Here is a 22,358-nt window from a genome sequence, read left to right as displayed (position 1 = left end):
CGCATCACCTCATCGAGCCCCGATTCTCGGCGAGAGGCGCGAGCGCTGCCTGCACCCGGGCTTGCCACCCGGCGCGCACATCGGCGCTCCAGTCCGGCCACTGCGCGGACTCGGCTTCCAGTTCGGCCACCACGGCCTGCAAGTCTGCCGATCCGGTGGCCGCGGCCGCCAGGCTCAGCCGGGCCAGCCACTCCTGGGCCTGTCGCATGCGCGGGTAGGCGGCAAACAACCAGCGCGCCACCTCGGGCCGTGCACGCCAGTCGGCACTGCCGAAGCGCTCGACGGCCAGTGAAGTGAGCCGCTGCCCCGCGCCCAGACAGTCGAAGGCGACGCAGCCCGCAAAACTCCGCTCGATCAACGCGTCATGGATGCCGCAGCGGTGGTCGCCGCAAAGATGCTGGCAGGGCGTCTCGGCCGGCTTGTCGAAGCCGAAGCCCTGCACCGCGTCGAACGGCGGGATCACGCAGCACAGCGCCACGCAGGCCGAGCAGTCGGCCTTCAGATGCGCGGGCAGCTGGTACGGCGCCTTCACTCGGCGTCTGGCGACACGCCGACCATCCAGCCCACGCCGAAGCGGTCATTGACCATGCCGAACAGCGGTGCCCAGAAGGTCTTGCCCAGCGGCATGGTCACCTGCCCGCCATCGGCGAGCGCAGCGAAGGCCTCGCGCGCGGCGCTTTCATCGGGGCAGTCCAGCGACAGCGAGAAGCCCTTGAAGCTGCCTTCGCCGTTGCACATGCCGTCGGACATCATCAGCAGGGCGCCGCCGATGTGGACCGAGGCATGCATGATCTTGTCCTCGGAGCCCGGTGGCAGCACGCCTTCCGGCGGCGGCTCGGGGCTTTCGGAGTTGCGCATCATGAACTCCACCTTGGCGCCCAACGCCTGCTGGTAGAACTCGATGGCTTCTTCGCAGCGACCGTCGAAAAACAGATAGGGCTCGATCTTCATCGCAGTCTCCGGTGCAGGGGGTGAGGAACTCGCCAAGGCTAGGGACTTTTGAAGTCGCCCGCTGTCGAAATGATGAAATTGTCGGCGTTGATGTGTTTGCGCCAGGCCGCATTGGCCTGCTCGACGGTGACGGCGGCCAGCTTGTCGTCGCGGGCCTGCGCATGGCCCCAAGTCTCGCCGCGCTCGGCCAGGCTGGTCAGCCCGCCGGCCAGGGCGCCGGTGTCGGCGCGGCCCTGCTTGCGGCCTTCCAGGATGTCCTGCTTGGCGCGCGCCAGCTCGGCCGCCGTCACGCCCTCGGCGGCCATGCGGGCCACCTCTTCCTTGACGACGGCGATGACGCGCTCGCGCTTGTCCGGCGCATAGCTGGCCTGAATGGCGAAACTGCCGGCATTGCCCCAGAAGCCCGCCGACAGGCTGGAGCCGATGCCATAGGTCAGGCCCTCCTTCTGGCGCACGCGCTCGGACACGCGGCTTTCCAGCCCGCCGCCGCCGAAGATGTGCGCGGCCAGCTCCAGCGCCGGATAGTCGGGGTCCTCGCTGTTCAGCGGCAGGGTCTGGTGCAGCCGCACGATGGCATTGGCCTTGTCCCGCGCGATGGCGTCGAAGCGCGCCGGCGGTACCGCCACATGCTGTTCGATGTGCCGCACGTACTTGGGCGCGGCTGGCTTCTTCCAGTCGCCGAAGAGCTTGTCGACCTCGGCGGCCAGCCCGTCAGGCAAGGCGCCCACGGCGCTGACCTGGGCGTCGTTGGCGCTCCAGTAATCGGCGTAAAAGCGCTTCACGTCGTCCAGCGTCGTCGCCTTCAACTCGGCGATGCGCTCGTCCACGCTCATCACATAGTCGGGGTGCCCCAGCGAAACGCCGCGGGCCTTGTTGTAGTGGGCGCGCGTGGCCTCCTGGCGCAGCACGCTCGGCTCCTGGCGCGAGGCCTCGATGCCGGAGATGGCCGCCTTGATCTCGCGGTCGAAGGCGTCCTGCGGCAGGCGCGGCTTGCGCAGCACATCGGCCGCCACGCGCAGCGCCGGCAGCAGCGTATCGCGCTCGGCGCTGATGAAGACGGCAGTGCCCTGGTCGTAGCTGGTGATGTTGAGGCTGGCACGCAGCTTGATCAGCGCATCCTGCAACTGCTGCTTGGTGAAGCTCGCGCTGCCCTCGTCCATCAACTGGCCGACCAGGCCGGTGCCCTTGCGGGCAAAGGTGGCATCGCGCTCGCCCCAGCGCAGCTGCATCTGCAGCACCACCGTGTTGCCACGCGTCTGCTTCTTGAGCGTATGCAGCTTGATGCCGCTGGGCAATGTCGCCCGCGTCGTGCGTGACTCCAGCACCGCCGGCACCGGCTCCAGCTGCTCGCCGTCCTCCACCTTGGGCGGGCCCTTGAGCTCGGCCAGGCGCTGGTCCAGCGGCGGCGCCGCCGGGATCTCGACGCGCTCGGTGCTGCTGGCGGGCAGATAGCGGCCCAGCGTGCGGTTGGCCGGCCTGAAATAGGCGGCGCGCACGCGCTCCACGTCGGCCAGGGTGACGCGCGGAATGTCCTCCATCAGCTGGAACAGTAGCCGCCAGTCGCCCGCGGCGATCAGGCCCGAGATCTGCTGAATAAGGGCCTCGGGGTTCTTCATCTGCTGGCGGTAGCTGTTGACGGCGATGTCCCGCACGCGCACCAGTTCGCTTTCCTCAAACGGCTTGGCCGTGCGGCCTTCGGCCAGGTCCAGCAGCAGGGTTTCGATCTTGGCCACGTCGGCATCGGGCGGGAGCGCCGCGAAGGCGCTGACCGTGCCGGGATCGGCCCCGCCCGCGCCGCCGATGCCGGCCGCCACGGCCAGCTTGGGCTCCACCAGCTGCTTGAACAGCTGGCCGCTCGGCTGCAGGCTCATCAGCAGGCCATAGACGATCAGTGCCGGCGTGTCCGGGTGGGTGATGGCCGGCACGTGATAACTCGCCAGCAAGATGGGCTGGCCGCCGACGCGCCGCACGACCACCGTGCGTTCGCCGTCCTGGGCCGGCTCGACGGTGTAGGGCTGCGGCAACGGCGCAGCCGGTCGCGGCAGAGCCCCGAAGTGCTTGCTGATCAAGGCCAGCGTGGCCGGCTTGTCGAACTGGCCGGCGATGAAGAGCGTCGCGTTGTCGGGCCGGTAGTAGCGCTTGTAGAAGGCCTGCAGCTTCTCGATGGGCACGTTCTCGATGTCGCTGCGGGGGCCGATGGTGGCGTGGCCATAGGGATGCCAGGCGAATGCCGCGGCGGCCACACGCTGATTCAGCACGGAAAAGGGCTGGTTCTCGCCGCGCTCGAATTCGTTGCGGACCACCGTCATCTCGGTGTCCAGGTCCACCTTGGCGACACGGCTATTGACCATGCGGTCAGCTTCCAGGTCGAGCAGGAAGGCCAGGGTGTCGGCATTCGCATTGAACGATGCGAAGTAGTTGGTGCGGTCCACCGTCGTCGTGCCGTTGAAGCGCACGCCGCGCTGGGCCATCGCGCCGGGGATGTCCTTCTGCCGCTCGGTGCCCTTGAACAGCATGTGTTCCAGCAGATGGGCCATGCCGAACTCGCCCGCCACCTCGTGGCGGCTGCCGACGCGGTAGGTGATGTTGACGGTCGTCGTCGTCTGCGTCGTGTCGGGGAAAAGCAGGACCTGCAGACCGTTGGGCAGGCGGTATTCCTCGATGCCGGCCAGTTCCCGCACGCGCTCGGGAATGGCCACCACGGTGGGGGCCGCCGCCGCCACCTTGGTCGCGGCCGGCTTGGCCTTGACGGCAGGTTGCGCCTGGGCCGCACCCAGGGCCAGGCCCAGCAGGGCGATGCCCAGGCTTCGCGGCACCCACCCATCCAGCTTGATCGTCATCTCGTCTCTCTCCAATCCACCGCATCTTCGGCTTGGCGGGGATTCTGCGTGGTTTTGGCGCGGCGCCCCTTCGTCATTACCGACGCCGCGCTGGGTGCGATGGCCAGCGCCGGACGCCCCGACGCTAGAGCGCTGCCAGCAGTGCCGACACCGCATCCACGCCAGCCGGTTTGGTCAGGTGGGCATCGAAGCCCGCGGCGCGCGAGCGCTTCTTGTCTTCCTCTGAGCCCCAGCCCGTCAGCGCCACCAGCAGCGTGGACGAAAAGCGCTCGTCCTGGCGCAGCCGCGTCGCAAATTCGTGCCCACCCATGCCCGGCATGCCCAGGTCACAGAAGATGGCCTGGGGCCGGAAGTCCGCGGCCTTCTGCAGCGCGGCCTGGCCGCTGTTCTCGACCTCGACTTCGTGCCCCGACAGCGACAACAGCATGGCCAGCGAAGTGGCCGCATCGTCGTTGTCGTCCACGACGAGGATGCGCACCGGCCGCGCCGGCTCAAGCTCGGTAGCAGCAGGCAGCGGCGCGGGCACGCTGTCCTCCGGTGCCAGCGGCAGCTCGATGGTGAAGGTGCTGCCCTGGCCCGGGCCGGCGCTCGCCGCGCTGACGCGGCCGCCGTGCATGGTCACCAGGCTCCTGACCAGCGCCAGGCCGATGCCCAGGCCGCCCTGGGCGCGCGACAGTGAACGGTTGACCTGGGCAAACATGTCGAAGACCCGCGCGATCATGTCGGGCGGCAGACCTACGCCGCTGTCGCGCACGGCCAGCACGGCCTCGCCATCGGCACGGGCCAGCGTGACGCTGATGTCGCCGCCGTCCGGCGTGTACTTGGCCGCGTTGTTCAGCAGGTTGCTCAGCGACTGCGACAGCCGCGTCAGGTCGCCGTCCACCCACAGCGCCTCGTCGGGCAACTTCACGCTCAGGCGGTGGCCGCCGCGCTCGATCAGCGGCTGGCATGCTTCCAGCGCCATCTCGACGACGCGGCGCATGTCCAGCGGTTCGCGCTGAAGCACCAGCTTGCCGGTCGAGATGCGCGACACCTCCAGCAAGTCGTCGATGAGGCGCAGCAGCTGGCTCATCTGCCTGTCCATCATGCGCATGACGCTCTCGACACGGGCCGGGTCCTGCACGGGCCGCGCCAGCAGCTGCAGGCCGGTGCGGATGGGCGCCAGCGGGTTGCGCAGCTCGTGGGCCAGCGTGGCAAGGAACTCGTCCTTGCGCTGGTCGGCCAGGCGCAGCGAGCGGTCGGCCCGTACCAGGGAGTCGATCTGGTCGCGGATCTGGTATTGCCAGCGTCGGCCGCGCAGCGCGGTGCGCACGGCGCTGACCATGGCGCGCATCGATGTCGGCCGGTCCAGTGTCGTCACATTGCGCAGCCGGGCCTCGCGCAGCGCGGGCGTCTCCAGGCCGTTGCGGCAAAGCGCCAGCACCGGCAGGTTGGACCACCCCGGCTGGCGTTCCAGCACGGCCACCAGCACGGCGAACCCGGGCTCCGCAAAGTTGACGTCGGTCAGCATCACCGCGCCGGCGCCCTCGTCGATCAGCGCCTCGACGTGTCGCCAGCCGGTGGCCAGCACGACCTCGATGCGGGCTTCGGCAAGCAGCTTGCGTGTGACGTCGCCGTCGCGCGCCGTCGGCGCCATGACGATGACCCGTTCGCTGTAGGAGCGGTCAGCGTCTTCCTGAACCAGCATCTTCGGACTCTGCCTCGTGCCGGCCTGTCTCCAGTTCGACGGGAACGCCTCCCAGCACGCCGCGCAGATGCGTCAGCGGCGGGCTCAGATGGACACCGTCCGGCGCAAACCAGAGCTGGCGAATGGTGTCTTCGTGCGGGCCGCTGCGCTTCTTGACCACCGAGACAGCCTTGCGCACCGAGCCAGCATGCTCGTACATCCTGAACAGCATCACCGCATCGGCCAGATAGCTGGTGTCGACCGGGTTGCGCATGCTCATGCCGAGCATGCCGGACTGTGCCGCGACCAGGAAGGTCGCCACGCCGTGGTTGTTCAGATAGCTCAACAGCTCATGCAGCTGCACGGTCAGGGCCCTTTCCTCGGGCATTGCATTCATATAGCCATTCAGGCTGTCGATGACGACGACGGTGGCGCCGTCGTTCTCGACGGCATGGCGCACGATGTTGGTGAACTGGCTCGGGAGCACCTCGGCCGGGTCAAGGCGGCGCACGGCCACCTGGCCGGGCCCGCTGCCCTCCTCGACCCGCAGGCCGATGCTGGCCAGCCGGTCGAGCAGCAGGGTGCGCGACTCCTCGAAAGTGAAGATGACCGCATGCGAACCGCGGCGGGCGGCCGTGACGGCGTACTGCGCCGCGATGGTGGACTTGCCCGAACCCGCCGGGCCGATGAGCAGCGTCGCGGTGCCGCGCTCGGTGCCGCCGCCCAGCAGCTCGTCCAGCGCCGGCACGCCGCTCGGCACCACGTCACGCTGGTAGGGCTTGCCGTGATCGCTGGGCGTGAGGCGCGGAAACACCTGCAGCCCGCCGCGCCCCAGCCGCAGGTCATGGTTGCCGCTGACGAAGTCGCTGCCGCGGAACTTGGTGACGTGCAGCTGCCGCAGCGCCGGGCCATAGGCCGGCAGCGTGCGCTCCAGCGCGATCACGCCGTGGGCAATGCTGTGGACCTGCGTGTCGATGCCATCGCCCGACCGGTCGTCCAGGAAAAGCACGGTGCAACCCCGGCCGCTGAAGAACTGCTTGAGCGCCAGGATCTGGCGGCGGTAGCGCAGCGAGGTCTGGGCCAGCAGGCGCAGCTCGGAGAGCGAGTCCAGCACCATGCGCGTGGGCTTGTAGCGCTCCACGGCCTGCAGCACGCGCTTGGTGGTCTCACCCAGCTCCACCTCCGACGGGTGGTACATCGTTAGGTCGGTGTCGCCGAGCAAATCGCCCTCGTCGACGACGAGCTCGACAAGCTCGATGCCGCTCAGGTCCCAGCCATGTGACTCGGCGCTGTTGCGCAACTCGGCCGCGGTTTCGCCCAGCGTCACATACAGGGTGCGCTCACCATTGAGTGCGCCATGCATGAGGTACTGCAGCGCCAGCGTCGTCTTGCCGGTGCCCGGCGAACCGTCGATCAGGTACAGCCGCCCGGGGCTCAACCCGCCGTGCAGGACATCGTCCAAGCCGGGGATGCCAGTCGCAATGCGGGTGTTGCCAGGGGCCATGGGATCTCCAAATCCAAGATTTGCCACGGCGACATGCTGCTTGATGCCGGTCACAAAATGTGTAGGACGAAAGCTAGAAACGGGCCTAACAGCCTCAGTCAGCGTGCCGCGTTGACCAGCTCCAGCACTTCGGAGAGCAGCCGCTGCGGGCGCAGCGGCTTGCCGAGATGGACGTTGAAGCCCGCCTCGATGGCGCTGGCCCGGTCGGCATCGCGCGAGAAGGCCGTGAGCGCGATGGCGGGCATGGCGGGACCGGCGCCCTCGCGCTGCCGCAGTTCGCGGATCAGCTCGTAACCATCGCGGCCAGGCATGCCGATGTCGCTGATCAGCAGGTCAAAGCTGCCGGTCGCCAGGCTTTGCAGCGCCGCGTCCACCGACGTGTCGAGATGGACCTTCACGCCCTGCTCGCTGAGGATCATCGACAGCATGGCGCCGGCATCGGGGTCGTCCTCCACCAGCAGGACACGCAGCCCCGCAAACAGCGTCGACGGCGCGCCGGCCAGCGCACCGAAGCTGCTGGCCTCGCCCGGCTCGCCCGGCGCCGCCAGCAACGGCTCGCCGGGCAGCCACAGGCTGAACTGCGCGCCCTGGCCGAGGCCCGGGCTGGTGACCGAGACATGGCCGCCATGCGACTCGACAAGGTTCTTGACGATGGCCAAGCCCAGACCCAGGCCGCCGTGCTGGCGGTTGCTGGCCACGTCGCTCTGCGCGAAGCGCTCGAACACGAAGGGCAGGAAGTCGGCAGCGATGCCTTGCCCCTGGTCCTTGACAGCCATGGTGACGCCGCCGTCGTGGACCCTCAAGCTCAGCGTGATCTCGCTGCCGGCCGGCGAGAACTTGATCGCATTGCCCATCAGGTTCCACAGCACCTGCTGCATGCGCGACTCGTCGGCGTAGATCTTGAAATCCTCGCGCTCGGTGTCCAGGCGCAGGTGGTGGCCGCTGCGCTCCAGCAGCGGCTGTGCCGCGGTGGCCGCCGCTGCGAAGATGCTGCCGACGGTGACCCATTCGAGCTTGAGCGGCAGCTTGCCGAGGTTGAGCCGCGACATGTCGAGGATGTCGGAAATCAGGCGCGCCTGCAGCACGGCATTGCGCTCGATGGCGGCCAGGCCGCGCTCAAGCAGCTCGGGCCGGCTGCGCCTTTGCAGCATCTGCGCCCAGTTCAGGATGATGTTCAACGGCGTGCGCAATTCGTGCGACAGCACGGCGATGAGGTCGTCCTTGAGCCGGCTGTGGCGCTCCGCGGTGCCCCGCGCGCTGCGTTCCCGGTCAAGCAGCTCCTGGCGCTGCTTGGCGAGCAGCAGGCGCTGCGAGATGTCGGTGGCCACCAGCATGGCGATACCCGGCTCGATGTGGGTGGCAGACGTCCATTCCGAAGGAATCAGCCTGCCGTCGGGCCGCAGCAGGCGGAACTCTGCATAGGCGCTTTCAGCGGCCAGGCTGCTCATGAAGGTGGCAGCCGCCTCGGCATCGGCGGGCGCGGCCAGCCGCTGCAGCGAGTGGCCCACGACCTCATGGCGCTCGCGCCCCAGCAGGGCCAGCATGGCCGGGTTCACGTCCAGCAACTTGCCGTCGGTGATGTCGACCAGGCCGATGCCGCCCGGCGCACACTCGAAGGTGGCGCGGAACTTGGCCTCGCTCAAGCGCATGGCGTCTTCGGCCTCGCGCGTGCGCACCAGGGCCTGGATGGTCGAGACCATCACGGCGGGCTCGACCGGATGGGTCAGGTAGGCGTCGGCCCCGGAGTCCAGCCCGCGCACCTTGTCCTCGTCCGTCAGGTAGGCCGCGGTGAGGTGGATGACGGGCAGCTTGAACGTCGCCTGCTGGCGGCGCAGGCGGCGGCAGACCTCCAGGCCGTCGATGTCGGGCAGGTGGATGTCGAGCACCACCGCCGACAGGCTCTCGTCGGCCAGGGCCAAGGCCTCGGCGCCGGTGGCCGCCTCGACGGTGGGGAAGCCCGCCGACTGCAGCTGCCGCACGGTGGCATAGCGCGCCACCGGGTCGTCATTGACCACCAGCAGCCGGTGCCGCGAGCGGTCCAGCTTGCGGGCGCCCGGACCCGAAGTGCCGGATGGCGGTCGGCCGTTCATGCCGGCGTCCCGCCGCCTGCCGGCTTCTCCAGCCGCAGCGGCACCGTGACGGAGAAGGTCGACCCGACGCCGGCCGCGCTCTGCAGCGCGATGCTGCCGCCGAGCAGCTCGGCCAGCCGCTTGCTGAGCGACAGGCCCAGGCCGGTGCCGCGCAGGCGCTTCTGGATGGGCGAATCGAGCTGGGAGAAGTCCTGAAAGATGGTGGAGTGGAACTCCGGCGCGATGCCCATGCCGGTGTCGGTGACCGAGAAGACCATGACGTCGCCCTGCTGCACGGCGGACACACGAATCTCGCCCTCGGTGGTGAACTTCAGCGCGTTGGAGATGAAGTTGCGCAGGATCTGCGCGAGCTTGGTGTCGTCGGTGAAGAGCTGCGCCGTGCCCTGCGGTTCTTCGAAGATCAGCTGTACGTCGGGCGTGACGAGCACCGGCTTGAACATGCCGCGCAGCGCACTGAACAGGTCGACCAGCTCGAACCACGCCGGCGACACATCGATGCGCCCGGCCTCGACCTTGGCCAGGTCGAGCAGGTCGTTGACCATCTCGGCGAACTCCTCGGCGGTGGTGCGGATGAAATTGACCTGCTTTTCCTGCTCCTCGGTCAGCGGCCCGTCCACGCGGTCCAGCAACAACCGCGTCAGGCTGCGGATGGACGAAATCGGCGTGCGGAACTCATGGCTCATATAGGCCAGGAAGCGGCTCTTCAGCTCGGTCGCCTGGCGCAGTTGCTGGGCCTGGGTGTCGAGCTCGGCGTACAGGGCCAGCACGCCGCCATTGGTCTCCTCAAGCTCCTGCTGCAGCTGGCCGAGCTGTTGCCGCGCGTCGGCCAGCGCCACCTGCAGCGCCGGCACGTCGATGGCTGGTTGTTCATGCATGTTGGCTCCGCGCATCAGTGGCGCCGGATCACGACGACCGTGGCGTCGTCGCGGCCACGGCAATGATCCCGGATGATCCAGCCCGCAATCACCATGGGTTCGCAGCGCAGCAGCCCGGCCGCGTCGGCCAGGCTCCAGCGCGAAATGATGCCGTCCGAATGCATCACCAGGATGGCGTGCTCGGGCCAGTCATAGCTGCTGTCCTGCAGCCGTCGGATCTGCAGGCCGAGGGTGCCCGGTTGCGACATCAGGCTGCGATCACTGACGCCCGAGATCAGCCGGCCGGCGATGTTGCCGGCGCCGGCAAAGGTCAAGCGATCCAGCGTGGGCTCGATGGCCGCAACGGCCACGGCTGCACCGCGGGTGGTGCGCATCGGGACATGCGCATCCTCCAGCACAGCCGCGGGGCCGTTGAAGGCGGAGGCCTGGAAGAGGTGCAGGGCCGTGTCCGAGGCCTTGGCGGCCTCCGGGCCATGTCCCAGTCCATCCGCCATCATCAGCATGGCGCGCCCGTCGCTGACGCGCAGGCCCCAGCCGTCGCCCGAGACCTGCTCACCCGGTGCCGGCAAGGTGATGCCGGCGACCGTGAAGCCGCTGGGCGATGCCGCAACAGGCCCCGCGGCGGCTTCGAAACGCGCCGAGATGACAGCGCCGCGCTGCGGCAGCGAGAAGGCCGAGAACCGGTTGGCGATGCGCCTGACCGCGCCCAGCCCGGTGCCGGCGGAGCCGCCAGTCGAGAAGCCGTCCTGCAGGCAGCGGTCCAGGTCCATGCCCGGGCCGGTGTCGAGTGACAGCAGCTCGATGGCTGCGCCATCGATGCCCAGCAGCAGGGCGCCGCCTCCGGCATGGCGGACGAGGTTGGTGCCGAGCTCGGTGACGCCCAGCGCCAGGCGCCCGGCGGCGGCTTCGTCGAAGCCGAGCTCGACCGCCAGCGCCTGCGCCGCGCGGCGCACCGCGCCGACCTGGCTCGCATCCTCGACAGGAAAGCGTTGGTAAGGGCGCATCGGCCGCCTACTTCCAGCGCGTGATGGTCACGCGGGTGCCCTGGCCGACGGCCGAGACCAGCTCGAACTCGTTGACCAGCCGCTTGCTGCCCGACAGCCCTTTGCCCATGCCGTTGCCGGACGTCCAGCCGTCCTTCATCGCCAGCTCCAGGTCGGGAATGCCCGGGCCGTTGTCGATGAAGGACAGCGTCAGGCCGGCACGCAGCCCGTCGCGGTGCAGCGTCCAGCGCATGTCACCACCACCGCCATAAATCAGCATGTTGCGCGACAGCTCACTGGCCGCCGTGATCATCTTGGTCTGGTCGACCAGCGAGAAATTGATCTGTTGCGTCAGCTTGCGTACCAGTTGCCGGCTGAGGACGACATCTGTCTCGCTGCGCACGGGCGCCGTGCCTTCATCGCCAGTCGGATCTGTCGTCATCTGACTGCTCCGCGTTTGCCCGGCTGAGCAGTTCCAGGCCACGCTCGACATTGAGCGCCGTGCGCACGCCGTCCAGCGACAGCCCGAGTTCCACCAGCGTGATCGCCACGGCCGGCTGCATGCCCACCACGACCGAAGTCGCGCCCAGCACGTTGGCGATGCCGGAGATATTGACCAGCATGCGGCCGATGAAGGAATCGACGATCTCGAGCGCGGAGATGTCGATCAGCACGCCGGTGGCGCCGCTGCGTTCGATCTTGGCGGCCAGGTCGTCCTGCAGCGCCAGCGCGGTCTGGTCCATCAGGTCGATCTGGATCGTGACCAGCAGGCGCCGGCCGATCTGGAGGATGGGGATGCGGTCCATGTCAGGCCGCCGGCAGCGCCGCTGCCGGCTTGCCGCGGCTGACGACGAAGCCGGCGCGCTTCATGGCCACGGCCAGCGCATCGGCGAGAGTTGCCTTCGTGATGACGCCCTCCAGGTCGATGCCGAGGTGGACGATGGTCTGCGCGATCTGCGGGCGGATGCCGCTGATGATGCACTCGGCGCCCATCAGGCGAATCGCCGTCACGGTCTTGAGCAGATGCTGGGCGACCAGCGTGTCCACGGTGGGCACACCGGTGATGTCGATGATGGCGATGGTCGAGCCGGTGTCGACGATGCGCTGCAACAGCGCTTCCATCACCAGCTGCGTGCGGCCGCTGTCCAGCGTGCCGATCATGGGCACCGCCAGCACACCGTCCCACAGCTTGATGACCGGGGTCGACAGCTCCAGCAGCTCCTGCTGCTGGCGGGCAATGATTTCCTCGCGGGTGCGCTGGTAGGCCGTCACCGTGAATTGAGCCATGCTGTCGATCAGCGTCGACACGTCCCACACCGCGCTCAGCAGCGCCGCGGGATCGTTGCCGAGCATGCGCTGCAGGCCCGAGAACAGCGGCTTCTTCAAGGCCAGCACGAAGCGGCTGGTGTCCGCCGCCGTGGAGCCCTGCGCGGCGCGCGAGCGCGACAGGCTGGCCAGCAACTCACGGCCGGCTTCCCAGACCCTGTCGTTGAAATCGTCGATGCGGCCATTGGCCCGCAGGCCAGCCAGCAGGGCCTCCAGCAGCTGCGCGGTGCCCTGCACGTCGGTGTTCGACGCCCGCCCCCCGCTCGCGACCGCCAGTTCGGATTGCCACTCCGCAAGCACCTGTTCACGATGTTGCGCCAGCAGCGTTTCGACGGCCGCACTGTTCTGCTTCATAGGGTTCCCATGCTGGCCTCACGGCCATCTCAGCAGGGCACCGGGAGGCGCCCAACGATGGAATGTAGCCGCGAGAACCGCGCCGCCGTGTGGGAGAAGGCCGCGACCTAGCGCCGCCACGGCTGGCTGTGGATGACGTTCGTCGCCTCGGCTTCCGGCAGCGCCTTTGCAAACAGCCAACCCTGCCCCACCTGCACGCCCAGCTGCTCCAGCAGCGCGGCCTGCTTCTCGTCCTCGATGCCTTCGGCCAGCGTCTGCTTGCCCAGTGCCGCGCCCAGGCCGACGATGGTGCGGACGATCTCCTGGGCCTCGCGGCCCGCGGCCAGGCGCACGACAAAGCTGCGGTCGACCTTGAGCGTGTCGAACGGGAAACGGTGCAGATACGCCAGCGACGAATAGCCCGTGCCGAAGTCGTCGATGCTGAGCTTGAAGCCCATGCGCGCCAGCTCCCGCAGCACCTCGGCGCTGCGCTGGGGATTGGCCATGGCCATGCTCTCGGTCACTTCGAGCTTGATTCGATGGGTCGGCACATCGCCGAGCGCGGCCAGCGTGGCGCGCGCGTCGGCCAGCAGTTCCAGGTCGCGCTCCAGCTGCACGCCGGACAGGTTGACCGCCACCTCGCCGGTGAAGCCCAGCGGCTGCCAACGCCTCAACTGAGCGGCAGCCTCCAGCAGCGCCCAGCGGCCTATCGCCGAGATCTGGCCGCTGGCCTCGGCCACCGGTATGAAGTCGCCCGGCATGATGACGCCGCGCTCCGGGTGGCGCCAGCGGATTAGCGCCTCGAAGCCCAGCAGCGCGCGATCCGACAGGCGCACGAAGGGCTGGTAGTGCAGTTCGAATTGCGTGCCGCTGGCCAGCGCCGCGTCGATGGCGTCGCGCAGCCAGCGGCGCGACTGCTCGACGAGCTGCTCGGCCGGGTCGAACTCATGCGTCTGCCCTGTGCCGTCCGCCTTGGCACGGGCGAGCGCACCTTCGGCCGCGGCCATCAGCTCGTCGGCCGTCATGGGGCCGTGGCGGCGCTGCGCCCAGGCGATGCCGGCCGTGAGCTGCAGCATCGGCGTGGCCACATTGAAGGGCGACTGCAGCAGCGCCCGCACACGGCGGGCCAGCTCGGCGGCGTTGTCACCGCCGGCCAGCAGCAAGGCGAACTGATCCGGCCCCATGCGGGCCACGAGATGACGCGCGCCAAAGGCCGACCTCAAGCGGGCGCCCAGCTCGGCCAGCACCGTGTCCCCGACGACGGGACCATGCGTCTCGTTGAGCGCTCGAAAGCCGTCCAGGCCCAGCAGCAGCAGGCCGGTCTCGGGCGCCGGCACGCCGCTCAACAGCTGCGTCAGCTGCTCGCGGAACAGCACGCGATTCGCCACGCCGGTGAGGCGGTCATGCAGCGCGTCGAAGCTGATCTGGCGCTGCAGGCGCTGGCTCTCCGAGATGTCGGTGAGCGATCCGGCCATGCGCACCGGCCTGCCGCCTTCACGCACCGCCAGGCCGCGCGCCAGCAGCCAGCGCTCCTGCCCGCCCTGGTTGAAATGCAGCACGTGATGGAACTGCAGGCTCTTGCCGTCAAGATGGGCCTGCAGTTCGACATCGAAGGCGTCGCGAGCGGCGGGCTCCAAAGGCTGCGTCCAGGCCTGGATGGCGTGGCCGGTCTCGGTGGCCGACAGGCCCATCAGCGCCAGCCAGCGCGGCGAGTAATAGACCTCGCCCGTCAGCAGGTCCCAGTCCCACAGGCCGTCGTTGGCGCCCTGGGCCGCCAACGCATAGCGCTGCTCACTGTCGGCCAGGCGGCGCGCAGCCTCGCGGCGCTGGGCCTGCTCGATGCCCGCGCGCAGCGCGCTCGCGCCCAGCGTAGCGGCGGCCAGGGCCAGCAGCGGCGGCGCCAGCGAGAAGACCAGGTAGTGGGTCTCGAAGGCCCATTGCACGCCCACGAGCAGGGCCACCACACCCAGCCCGATGGCGCCCAACGCAATGCCCAGCGGCCGGCGCGCGAGCAAGGCCACGGCAATCAGCGGCAGCAGCAGGACGGCGGCCAGCTCGGTCGCGCCACCCCAGGCCGGGCGCACCAGGCTGCGGCCGGTCAGCAGGTTGTCGGTGACGGTGGCAATGCGCTCCATGCCGGGCAGGCGGGCGTCGAAAGGCGTGGGCACCTGGTCGCCGGCAGCCAGCGCCGACACGCCGATCACCGCGATGCGGCCCCGCAGCCGCGCCGGGTCGACGCCGCCCGCCAGCAGCTCGGCAAAGCCGACGCTGTCGAAGCTGCTGAGCGGCCCACCCGGGCCGTAGTAGTTGACGCCCAGGCGGGACAGCTCATCCAGTTGAACGCGCAGCGCGCTGCCGACACTGAACTCCGCGCCGAAGCGGGCGTGGGCCTGGCGCCAATCTGCCTGCAGCGCGAAGGCGGCCAGGCGCAGCGGCATCGACGGGTAGACCTCGCCGTCAAGCCGCAGCAGCGGCAGGTCGCGGCGCATGCTGCCGTCGGCCTCGGGGCGCACGCTGATGTGGCCCAGCGCCGCAGCCGCCTCGGCCAGCACGGGCTCGGGCGCGACCAGGCGGTGCGGCCGATAGTGGCTCTCGCTGCGTGCAAGGGCCGCCTCGTCGTCATGGCGCAGCAGGGCCTGGGCGAGTACGGCTGCCGGCGCAGCGGCGGCGGGATGACCGTCATCGGGCAGCGAGAAGGGAATGACGGCGCAGGCACAGGCTTTCATCGCGGCGGCCAGCGCGGCGCTGCCTTCGGGTGTGCCGCCGCCCGGCAGCAGCAGGATGTCCAGCGCGACGGCGCGCGCCCCGCCGGATTGCAGCGCCCGCACGGCGCGCGCCATCTCGCCACGGTCCGGCACCCGGCCGCCCAGCGCCTCGAATGCGGCGTCGTCCACGCGCACCAGCAGCAGCGGCAACTCGGTGCCGGGCGCCAGGGGACCGCGCCACTGCGTCTGCCAGTCGAGCGCCCATTGGTCAGGCCGCTCCAGCACGGGCACATCGGCCCGCCAGGCGTGCATGGCCAGGCCCAGCAGCGCGGCCGCCAGCGCGATCAGCACATAGCCCAAGCGCTGTCTCAATCGAGCGACCCCAGGCGCTGGTCGACGCGCGCCACCCGCTCGGCGGCCCAGGCGACGGCGGCGCCACATTCGCTGGCATCGCAGCGGGTGCCGTTGAGTGCCTTGGCCAGGCGCACCGGCCGGCGCGGCTTGGCAGCGCGGGCCTGCGCGCCGGTGGCTTCGACATCGACCTCGCCGGCCTTCACATGCACCGCCGTCGCGAGGTCGTCACCGACCTCGACGCTGAACTCGGTGCCGCGCACGGCCGTCACGGCGGTGGGGGTTCGCACCTGCCAGCTGCCGCTCGCCGACGGCGTGACACGCTGGCCGATCAGGCCCAGCTCCAGCAGCAATTCGGCTGCACGCGGCTGGCTGGCGGAGGCGCTGAAGGCCTCGATGCGCAGCTGGCTCCGGTCGGCCAGCACGAGAACGGAGCCGTCGATGAACCGCAGGCGCACGCGGCCGTTGCCGCCGGTGCGCAGCGTGGTGCCGACATCGAGCTTGTCGCCCACCGCCAACGCCTTGCCGTCCACGCGCTGCGCCTCGCCGCTGACGGCCATCACCTCGCAGACGGGCTGGGCGAAAGCGGCCGAACCCCACAGGGCCAGGCAGAGTAGCAACGAACGCATCACCAGACTCCAATCGCGACGGGGGCACCGAAGAGGGCGCAGCCGGCGCAGTAGAACGGATGCACCGAGCGCCTGCCACCGAGTGTTCCCTCGTCCGCCGGCCGGGCGAGATAAGGATGCTGAGGATGCCGGTATATTGGTCTGACCAATTGCGCCGCTCAAGCGAACGGCCGATAGGCGGTCATTCGTCGCGCCATCGGCTGCGTCGTCGCTGCCGAAGCTGGCTGGTCGCATCGCGCGGGCCGGCTCGTCAAACGCCGGTCACATTGCGGGCCATCCCCACCAACCCGACAGGACGAACGCATGGACTACCGAGCCCTTTTGAGCATCCCGCTGGCGGCGCTCGCGCTGAGCGCGAGCAGTGCCGAGACGCTGCGGCAGCCGGCCGGCTGGCTCTCCGGCGCCAGCCACCCCTGGCCACCGGGCACCACGCATGAGATGGGCGTCGCCGCCGAGACGGAGAACGGCGGCCAGCGCGCCCTCACCATCAAGGCGCTGGGCGAGCGCAAGGCCTATGAGATCGGCAGCATCAGTCAACCGCTTTGGGGCTATGCCGCTCGGCGCATACGCTTTTCCGCGCAGGTGAAGGCAACCGGCGTGGACGGCTGGGCCGGGCTCGCCGTCGCCTCGGGCGGCGTGCCGCTCTTTGTCGCGCCAAATTCCCCGGAGGCCGGGGCCGACGCCACCGCGCCGCGCGGCGCTGCTGGCTGCACCGAGTGGTGCGAGGTGAGCGTCGTGGCTGACGTCCCCGCAGCAGGCGACGGCATGGCCACTGTCGGCCTAGCCCTGATCGGCAACGGCCAGGTTTGGGCACGTGGCTTCAAGCTGGAGATCGTCGGGCCCGAAGTACCGGTCACCGCGCACCGCTTCGGCGCCGAGGCCGCTGCGCTTATCAAGGCCGACAGCGAGTGGAGCGAGTGGCAGATGCGCAACCGCAACCCCACGCCCCCGCAAAACCTATCGCTGCAGTAGCTGCGGCCCAGCCGCCCTTGCATCAGAACCCTCTCCAAGGCAAGCCCACATGGACTACCGCACTCTCCTTCTCGCCCCGCTGGCCGCCATCGTGCTCAGCGTCGGCGCTGCCACCCCGCTGCGCATACCCTCAGGCTGGCTCGAGCACAACACTTTCATCTTCTCCGAGGCCACGCTGTCGCACTCGAAGGGCTACGAAGTCGGCATCGATCCCGCCAGCGACGCGGCCGGCAGCCCCAGCCTGACCGTCCGCTTCGTGGCGTCCACGAAGCCCTGGGGCGTCGACATGGGTGCGGCGCACCAGGTCCTGTCCGGCTACGGGGGCCAACGGCTGCGCTTCAGCGGCCAGCTGCGGGCCGACACCGTGAAGGGTTGGGCCGGGCTCTTTCTCGGCCGCGGCAGCTGGGGCGGGCTGAACTCGATCGTGACGCCCCGGCCCGGTGTCGAACCGCTGCTGCCCGCTGGCGCTGCCTTCGCAGCCGACGGGAACTGGCATGACGTCAGTGTCGTGTTCGACGTGCCAGCCGACGCGGCGCAGGTCGTCCTCGGCCTCGCCCTGGTCGGTAAGGGCCAGGTCTGGGCGCGCAACCTGCAATTCCAGGTTGTCAGCAAAGAGGTGCCGACGACCACGACGAAGATCGGCGTCGACCTGCAGTCGGCGCGGCGCGCCGATGCAGAGCGCAAGGCGGAGATGGCGAAGGAACCGCCCGCGCCGCTGCTGAACGCGGCGCTGGATTGAGCAGGTGAGCCAGTCCATGCCACGCCCGCCGCTGCGCCGCGCCCTGCTTCCTGCCGTTATCCCCGCCTTGCTGTTCTGGGCGACGTTGGCCCTGTTGCACTGGATCTGGCCCCACGCTCGCTGGCTGGCCCCGGCCGCCCAGCTCTGGCTGGCCTACAGCGCCGCGTGGTTCACGCTCAACTGGCGCTGGTGGCCGCTGGCGGTACCGCTGGCCGCAGCCCTGGGCTCGGCGGCGGGCACGCTGCTGCTGCCCGCCATCGACCTGCCGAATTGGCAGAACCCGCTGTCGCAATGGCGGCCCTGGCTGCCAGGCTTCGCCTTCGCGCTGCTGATGCACCTGCCCACCCGCTGGTGGCGCTGGCGCGAGGAGCAGGCCATCGCGCTGCGGCTGGCCCGCGCCGAGCAGACGGCGGCCATGGCCGAGCTGTCGCGACAGGTCAGCCTGACCGAGCTGAAGGCACTGCAGGCCCAGGTCGAGCCGCACTTCCTGTTCAATTCGCTGGCCAGCCTGCAGCAGCTGATCCGCAGCCAGCCGGCCACCGCCGAGCGCTTTCTCGGCGAGCTGCATGACTATCTGCGGCTGGCCCTGCCCTCGCTGCGCGAACCCACCAGCACGCTGGAACGCGAGTTCGAGCTGGCGCGCGCCTACCTCACGGTCATGGCCACGCGGCTGGGTGAGCGCCTGCACTTCGGGCTGCAGCCGCAGCCGGAATGCCGGGACTGCGCGCTGCCGCCACTGATGCTGCTGACCCTGGTGGAGAACGCGGTGCGCCACGGCATCGAACCCAAGCCGCAGGGCGGGCGCATCGACCTGGCCGCACGGCGCGAGGGCGACCGCCTCGTGCTCGAAGTGCGTGACGACGGCGTCGGCCTGCAAGCCGCTGCGGCGCCGCCCACGCAGGACCAGGGCCTGGGCCTGGCCAACCTGCGCGACCGGCTGGCCGGCCTGTACGGCGGCTCGGCCCGCCTGAGCATCCAGCAGCGCCCCACCGGCGGCGTCTGCGCGCGCATCGACCTGCCTTGGGAGGCGGCCCGGAACCCATGAAGAACCCCACCGCCCTGCTGATCGAAGACGAAGCCCTGCCGCGCCAGCGCCTGCGCGAAGGCCTGGCCGAACTGTGGCCGCAGTTGCTGGTGATCGGCGAAGCCGAGGACGGCGACCACGGCCTGGCCCTGGTGCTGGAGCTGCGGCCCGACATCGTCTTCGTCGACATCCGCCTGCCCGGGCTGGACGGGCTGCAGATGGCGCGGCGCATCAAGGGCCTGTGCCACGTGGTCTTCGTCACCGCCTACGACGCGCACGCACTGACCGCCTTCGACCAGGGCGCGGTCGACTATCTGCTCAAGCCCCTCGCCACCGAACGCCTGCGCGAGACGGTGCAGCGCCTGCAGCAACGCCTGCAGTTGCCGCCGGCCGAGCTGGCGCGCTGGCTGCAGCAGTGGGCGCCGCCCAAGCTGTCGCCCGCGCCCGCCACGCCGGCCGCGCCGCTGCGCTGGCTGCAGGCCTCGCAGGGCGAGCGCCTGCACCTGGTGATGGTGGCGGACGTGAGCCATTTCCGCAGCGACAACAAGTACACCTGCGCCGTCACGGCCGAGGGCGAGTTCCTGCTGCGGCTGTCGCTGCGCGAGCTGCTTGCCCAGCTCGACGCCGAGCAGTTCTGGCAGATCCACCGCGCCGTTGTCGTCAACCTGGCGCAGGTGGCCCGCGTGGAGCGGCGCCTGGGCGGCATGGACGTGCTGCTCAAGGACGGCCACACACGGCTGCCGGTGAGCCAGAGCTTCCAGCCGCGTTTCAGGCCGATGTGATGGGGATCAGGCCGGCTCGTCGCCGCGCAGCTTGCGCGCCGGCCACTGCGCCACCAGCAACAGCGAGGCCATCAGCCACATCGGCGCGGCCAGTGCCGTGGCCGCGGCCAGCATGCCGAAGCCGGCGGGCATGCCGACGGTCACGCCGTTGACGGTCAGCATGCGCAGGCCCAGGGCCTGGCCGTGGCGCTCAGGCGGCGTCACGCGGTGCAGCATGGCCATGATCATGGGCTGCACCGAGCCCAGCGCGATGCCCAGCAGGGCCGAGCCGCACATCAGGCCCGCCGTGCCGGGCAACCAGGCGTAGGCGATGAAGGTGAGCATCGCCAGCAGCATGGCGCCGCGCAGCGCCTTGACCTCGTCGATGTCGTCGGCAAAGCGCACGATGGCCAGGCGCACCACCATCGCGGCCGCCGCAAAGCAGCCCAGCACCAGGCCGATGCTGGCTGCCGACAGCCCGCGCGAATGCCCGACCACGGGCACGACGAAGCTGTGCGCGTCCCAGCCGGCCGACAGCACCAGGTTGACGAGGATGAGGCGCCGGAACGCCGGCAGCCGGAACAGATGCCAGGCCGCGGGCTCCCGGAAGCTCTTGGTGAAGACGGCCGGCGGATGCCGCGGCACCTTGTGCGCCAGTGCCCAGGCCAGGAGGGGCAGCACGGCAGCGAAGGCGAAGGCCGCCGTCATGCTGATGTAGTCGATCAGCAGGCCGGCGAGGATGGGCGCGACCGCGTTGGACAGCGCCGGCCCGAGGGCCATCCAGCTGAAGATGCGCTTGAGCTCGCCCGGCTGGTCGGCCATCAGCCCGGCCTCGCGCTGCAGCGCCACGGCCGCCACCGCCACCGCGCCGCCACACAGCAGGCAACCGATGGCAATCGCCCAGAGCTGCTGCACACCCAGTGCCAGCAGCGTGCCGACGCCGGCCAGCAGCACGCCCACGCCGACCGGGCGGTGGAAGCCATGCCGGTCGGCCAGGCGGCCGGCCCAGAGCGACAGCGCGATGGGGGCGATGGCGAACAGGCTGAGCAGCAGGCCGACCGAGGCCTCGCCATAGCCGCGGTGCAGCACCCACAGGCTGGCGGTGACACGCGTGACCGCCATGCAGGCATGCACGCAGATCATGGTGGCGATCAGCCACACGAAGGCATGGCGCAGGCTCTGGCCCTGGCCAGGCGTCGCCTGGCTCACTCGGCGTCCTCGGCGTCGTCACCCATCTTGCCGAGCTGGAGCATGCGCTGGGCCGCGTCATCGGGCATGGCCTCCACACCCTTGAGCGTGCGCGTCATCGCGCGCGTACGCACCTCGGCGGCGTCGAGCGTGTTGCCGGCTTCCTTGAGCTTCTGCTTGGCCTTGGCCAGCACGTCGCCGAACTTGCCGAACTCGGTCTTGACGGCGCCCAGCACATCCCAGACCTCGGCGCTGCGCTGCTGCAGGGCCAGCGTGCGAAAGCCCATCTGCAGGCTGGTCAGCGTGGCCAACAACGTGGTGGGGCCGCAGAGCATGACCTTGTGTTCGCGCTGCAGGCTCTCCATCAGCCCCGGGCGGCGCAGCGCCTCGGCGTAGAGGCCCTCGGTGGGGACGAAGAGGATGGCGAAGTCGGTCGTGTGCGGCGGGCCGATGTATTTCTCGCGGATGGTGCGGGCCTCCAGTCGCAGGCGCCCTTCGATGGCCTTGCCCGCGGCCTCGGCCGCCGGCGCATCGGCGCGCTCGTGCGCGTCGAGCAGGCGCTCGTAGTCTTCCCGCGGGAACTTGGCGTCGATGGGCAGCCACAGTGGCAGGCCATCGTCGCGCTGGCCCGGCAGCTTGATCGCAAACTCGACCCGCGCGTTCGAGCCCGGCAGCGTCGCCACGTTGGCGGCGTATTGCTCGGGCGTGAACACCTGCTCCAGCAGGCCGGCCAGTTGCACCTCGCCGAACACGCCGCGGGTCTTCACATTGGTCAGCACGCGGTTGAGCGAGCCGACGTCGCGCGCCAGGTTCTGCATCTCGCCCAGGCCCTTGTGCACCTGCTCCAGTCGCTCGGCCACCTGCTTGAAGCTCTCGCCCAGGCGCTGCTCCAGCGTCGCGTGCAGCTTCTCGTCGACGGTGGCGCGCATCTGCTCCAGCTTCTTCTCGTTGTCCTGCTGGATGCTGGTCAGCCGCTGCTCGACGGTGTGGCGCAACTCGGCCATGCGTTGCTCGTTGAGCAGGGACATCGCCTGCAGCTGCTCGCGCATGCCGTCGGCCAGGCGCTGCATGGATTCGGCCTGGGCCTGCATATTGCGCAGCGCGGCGGCGTCCTGGGCCTCGCGGGCAGCCAGCGCCTGCTGGGCCAGGGACTGGTTGCTGCCCTGCAGTCCCTGCGTCAGCAGCTGCTGGAACTGGGCCAGGCCCTGCATCAACTCCTGGCGGGTGGAACTGCCGCTGCGGCCCAGCTCGTCACGCAGTTCGCGCTCCATGCGCTCGTTGCTCTGCAGCAGTTCCGGTGGCACCTCGTGCGGTGTCTTTTGGCGGACCCAGATCAGTATCAGCAGGACCAGGATCAGGGCCAGCAGACCCAGCAGCAAGACATCGAACAGGCTCATGCGGGCGATTGTCGCCGCGCCCGC

At 69.8% G+C, this 22,358-nt stretch carries 19 protein-coding genes; 4 read left to right on the top strand and 15 right to left on the bottom strand.

All coding sequences use genetic code 11. The annotated features are described in order from the left end of the window. Positions 1 to 4: 4 nt before the first annotated feature. The 13 genes from ASC81_RS06700 to ASC81_RS06640 all read right to left on the bottom strand — a co-directional run bounded on the left by ASC81_RS06700 (position 5) and on the right by ASC81_RS06640 (position 16,253). A complete protein-coding gene (locus ASC81_RS06700; protein ID WP_056263996.1) occupies positions 5 to 532 on the bottom strand; it encodes a hypothetical protein in 528 nt (175 codons plus the stop codon). Then, on the bottom strand, positions 529 to 951 hold the full coding sequence (locus ASC81_RS06695) for a VOC family protein (protein WP_056263994.1): 423 nt from the start codon (positions 949 to 951) through the stop codon (positions 529 to 531). Before ASC81_RS06695 ends, ASC81_RS06700 begins: the two co-directional genes overlap by 4 nt. A gap of 38 nt (positions 952 to 989) precedes the next feature. Next, positions 990 to 3,791 (bottom strand): pitrilysin family protein, encoded by a 2,802-nt coding sequence (locus tag ASC81_RS06690; RefSeq protein WP_056263991.1) that lies wholly within the window; start codon positions 3,789 to 3,791, stop codon positions 990 to 992. Between the two features lie 124 nt (positions 3,792 to 3,915). After that, positions 3,916 to 5,478, bottom strand: a complete 1,563-nt coding sequence (locus ASC81_RS06685; protein WP_056263990.1) for an ATP-binding protein — start codon at positions 5,476 to 5,478, stop codon at positions 3,916 to 3,918. Continuing rightward, on the bottom strand, positions 5,456 to 6,961 hold the full coding sequence (locus tag ASC81_RS06680; RefSeq protein WP_056263986.1) for an ATPase domain-containing protein: 1,506 nt from the start codon (positions 6,959 to 6,961) through the stop codon (positions 5,456 to 5,458). Before ASC81_RS06680 ends, ASC81_RS06685 begins: the two co-directional genes overlap by 23 nt. A 98-nt stretch (positions 6,962 to 7,059) precedes the next feature. After that, the gene (locus ASC81_RS06675; RefSeq protein ID WP_056263984.1) at positions 7,060 to 9,051 is read right to left on the bottom strand and encodes a response regulator; all 1,992 of its coding nucleotides are present in this window, start codon (positions 9,049 to 9,051) and stop codon (positions 7,060 to 7,062) included. After that, positions 9,048 to 9,926: a sensor histidine kinase KdpD gene (locus tag ASC81_RS06670; RefSeq protein ID WP_056264397.1), complete on the bottom strand. Its 879-nt coding sequence runs from the start codon at positions 9,924 to 9,926 to the stop codon at positions 9,048 to 9,050. Before ASC81_RS06670 ends, ASC81_RS06675 begins: the two co-directional genes overlap by 4 nt. A gap of 14 nt (positions 9,927 to 9,940) precedes the next feature. After that, a complete protein-coding gene (locus tag ASC81_RS06665) occupies positions 9,941 to 10,930 on the bottom strand; it encodes a SpoIIE family protein phosphatase (RefSeq protein ID WP_056263981.1) in 990 nt (329 codons plus the stop codon). A 7-nt stretch (positions 10,931 to 10,937) separates the two neighbouring features. Beyond that, entirely contained in the window at positions 10,938 to 11,351 is a 414-nt protein-coding gene (locus ASC81_RS06660) for an anti-sigma regulatory factor (RefSeq protein WP_056263979.1), read from the bottom strand. Beyond that, entirely contained in the window at positions 11,326 to 11,715 is a 390-nt protein-coding gene (locus ASC81_RS06655; protein WP_056263976.1) for an STAS domain-containing protein, read from the bottom strand. Before ASC81_RS06655 ends, ASC81_RS06660 begins: the two co-directional genes overlap by 26 nt. Position 11,716: 1 nt before the next feature. Continuing rightward, positions 11,717 to 12,589, bottom strand: a complete 873-nt coding sequence (locus tag ASC81_RS06650) for an STAS domain-containing protein (protein ID WP_056263974.1) — start codon at positions 12,587 to 12,589, stop codon at positions 11,717 to 11,719. 107 nt (positions 12,590 to 12,696) lie between these two features. Next, a complete protein-coding gene (locus tag ASC81_RS06645) occupies positions 12,697 to 15,645 on the bottom strand; it encodes an EAL domain-containing protein (protein ID WP_162245864.1) in 2,949 nt (982 codons plus the stop codon). Further along, entirely contained in the window at positions 15,642 to 16,253 is a 612-nt protein-coding gene (locus ASC81_RS06640; protein ID WP_056263970.1) for a FecR domain-containing protein, read from the bottom strand. Before ASC81_RS06640 ends, ASC81_RS06645 begins: the two co-directional genes overlap by 4 nt. Positions 16,254 to 16,556: 303 nt before the next feature. Here ASC81_RS06640 and ASC81_RS06635 point away from each other — a divergent pair, with 303 nt between their 5' ends. From ASC81_RS06635 to ASC81_RS06620, 4 genes are read left to right on the top strand one after another with little or no spacing between them, the layout of a single operon-like run. Further along, entirely contained in the window at positions 16,557 to 17,225 is a 669-nt protein-coding gene (locus tag ASC81_RS06635; protein WP_056263967.1) for a hypothetical protein, read from the top strand. 49 nt (positions 17,226 to 17,274) lie between these two features. Beyond that, the gene (locus ASC81_RS06630) at positions 17,275 to 17,964 is read left to right on the top strand and encodes a hypothetical protein (protein ID WP_056263965.1); all 690 of its coding nucleotides are present in this window, start codon (positions 17,275 to 17,277) and stop codon (positions 17,962 to 17,964) included. Positions 17,965 to 17,980: 16 nt separating this feature from the next. Continuing rightward, complete coding sequence (locus tag ASC81_RS06625) at positions 17,981 to 19,009, top strand: sensor histidine kinase (protein ID WP_056263964.1); 1,029 nt, start codon at positions 17,981 to 17,983, stop codon at positions 19,007 to 19,009. Continuing rightward, entirely contained in the window at positions 19,006 to 19,770 is a 765-nt protein-coding gene (locus tag ASC81_RS06620) for a LytTR family DNA-binding domain-containing protein (protein WP_056263962.1), read from the top strand. The genes ASC81_RS06625 and ASC81_RS06620 overlap by 4 nt, the downstream gene beginning before the upstream one ends. Before the next feature lie 6 nt (positions 19,771 to 19,776). Here ASC81_RS06620 and ASC81_RS06615 read toward each other — a convergent pair whose 3' ends face one another. Together ASC81_RS06615 and ASC81_RS06610 are read right to left on the bottom strand one after the other, a co-directional pair. After that, positions 19,777 to 20,958, bottom strand: a complete 1,182-nt coding sequence (locus ASC81_RS06615; RefSeq protein WP_082536294.1) for an MFS transporter — start codon at positions 20,956 to 20,958, stop codon at positions 19,777 to 19,779. Further along, positions 20,955 to 22,334: a DNA recombination protein RmuC gene (locus ASC81_RS06610; RefSeq protein WP_056263960.1), complete on the bottom strand. Its 1,380-nt coding sequence runs from the start codon at positions 22,332 to 22,334 to the stop codon at positions 20,955 to 20,957. The genes ASC81_RS06615 and ASC81_RS06610 overlap by 4 nt, the downstream gene beginning before the upstream one ends. Between the last annotated feature and the right edge of the window lie 24 nt (positions 22,335 to 22,358).

Origin of the sequence: Pelomonas sp. Root405 (genome assembly GCF_001425165.1) — a bacterium.
Classification (GTDB): Bacteria; Pseudomonadota; Gammaproteobacteria; order Burkholderiales; family Burkholderiaceae_C; genus Pelomonas.
The sequence above is the reverse complement of the archived record's forward strand: the minus strand, read 5'-3'. Positions and strand labels throughout refer to the sequence as shown.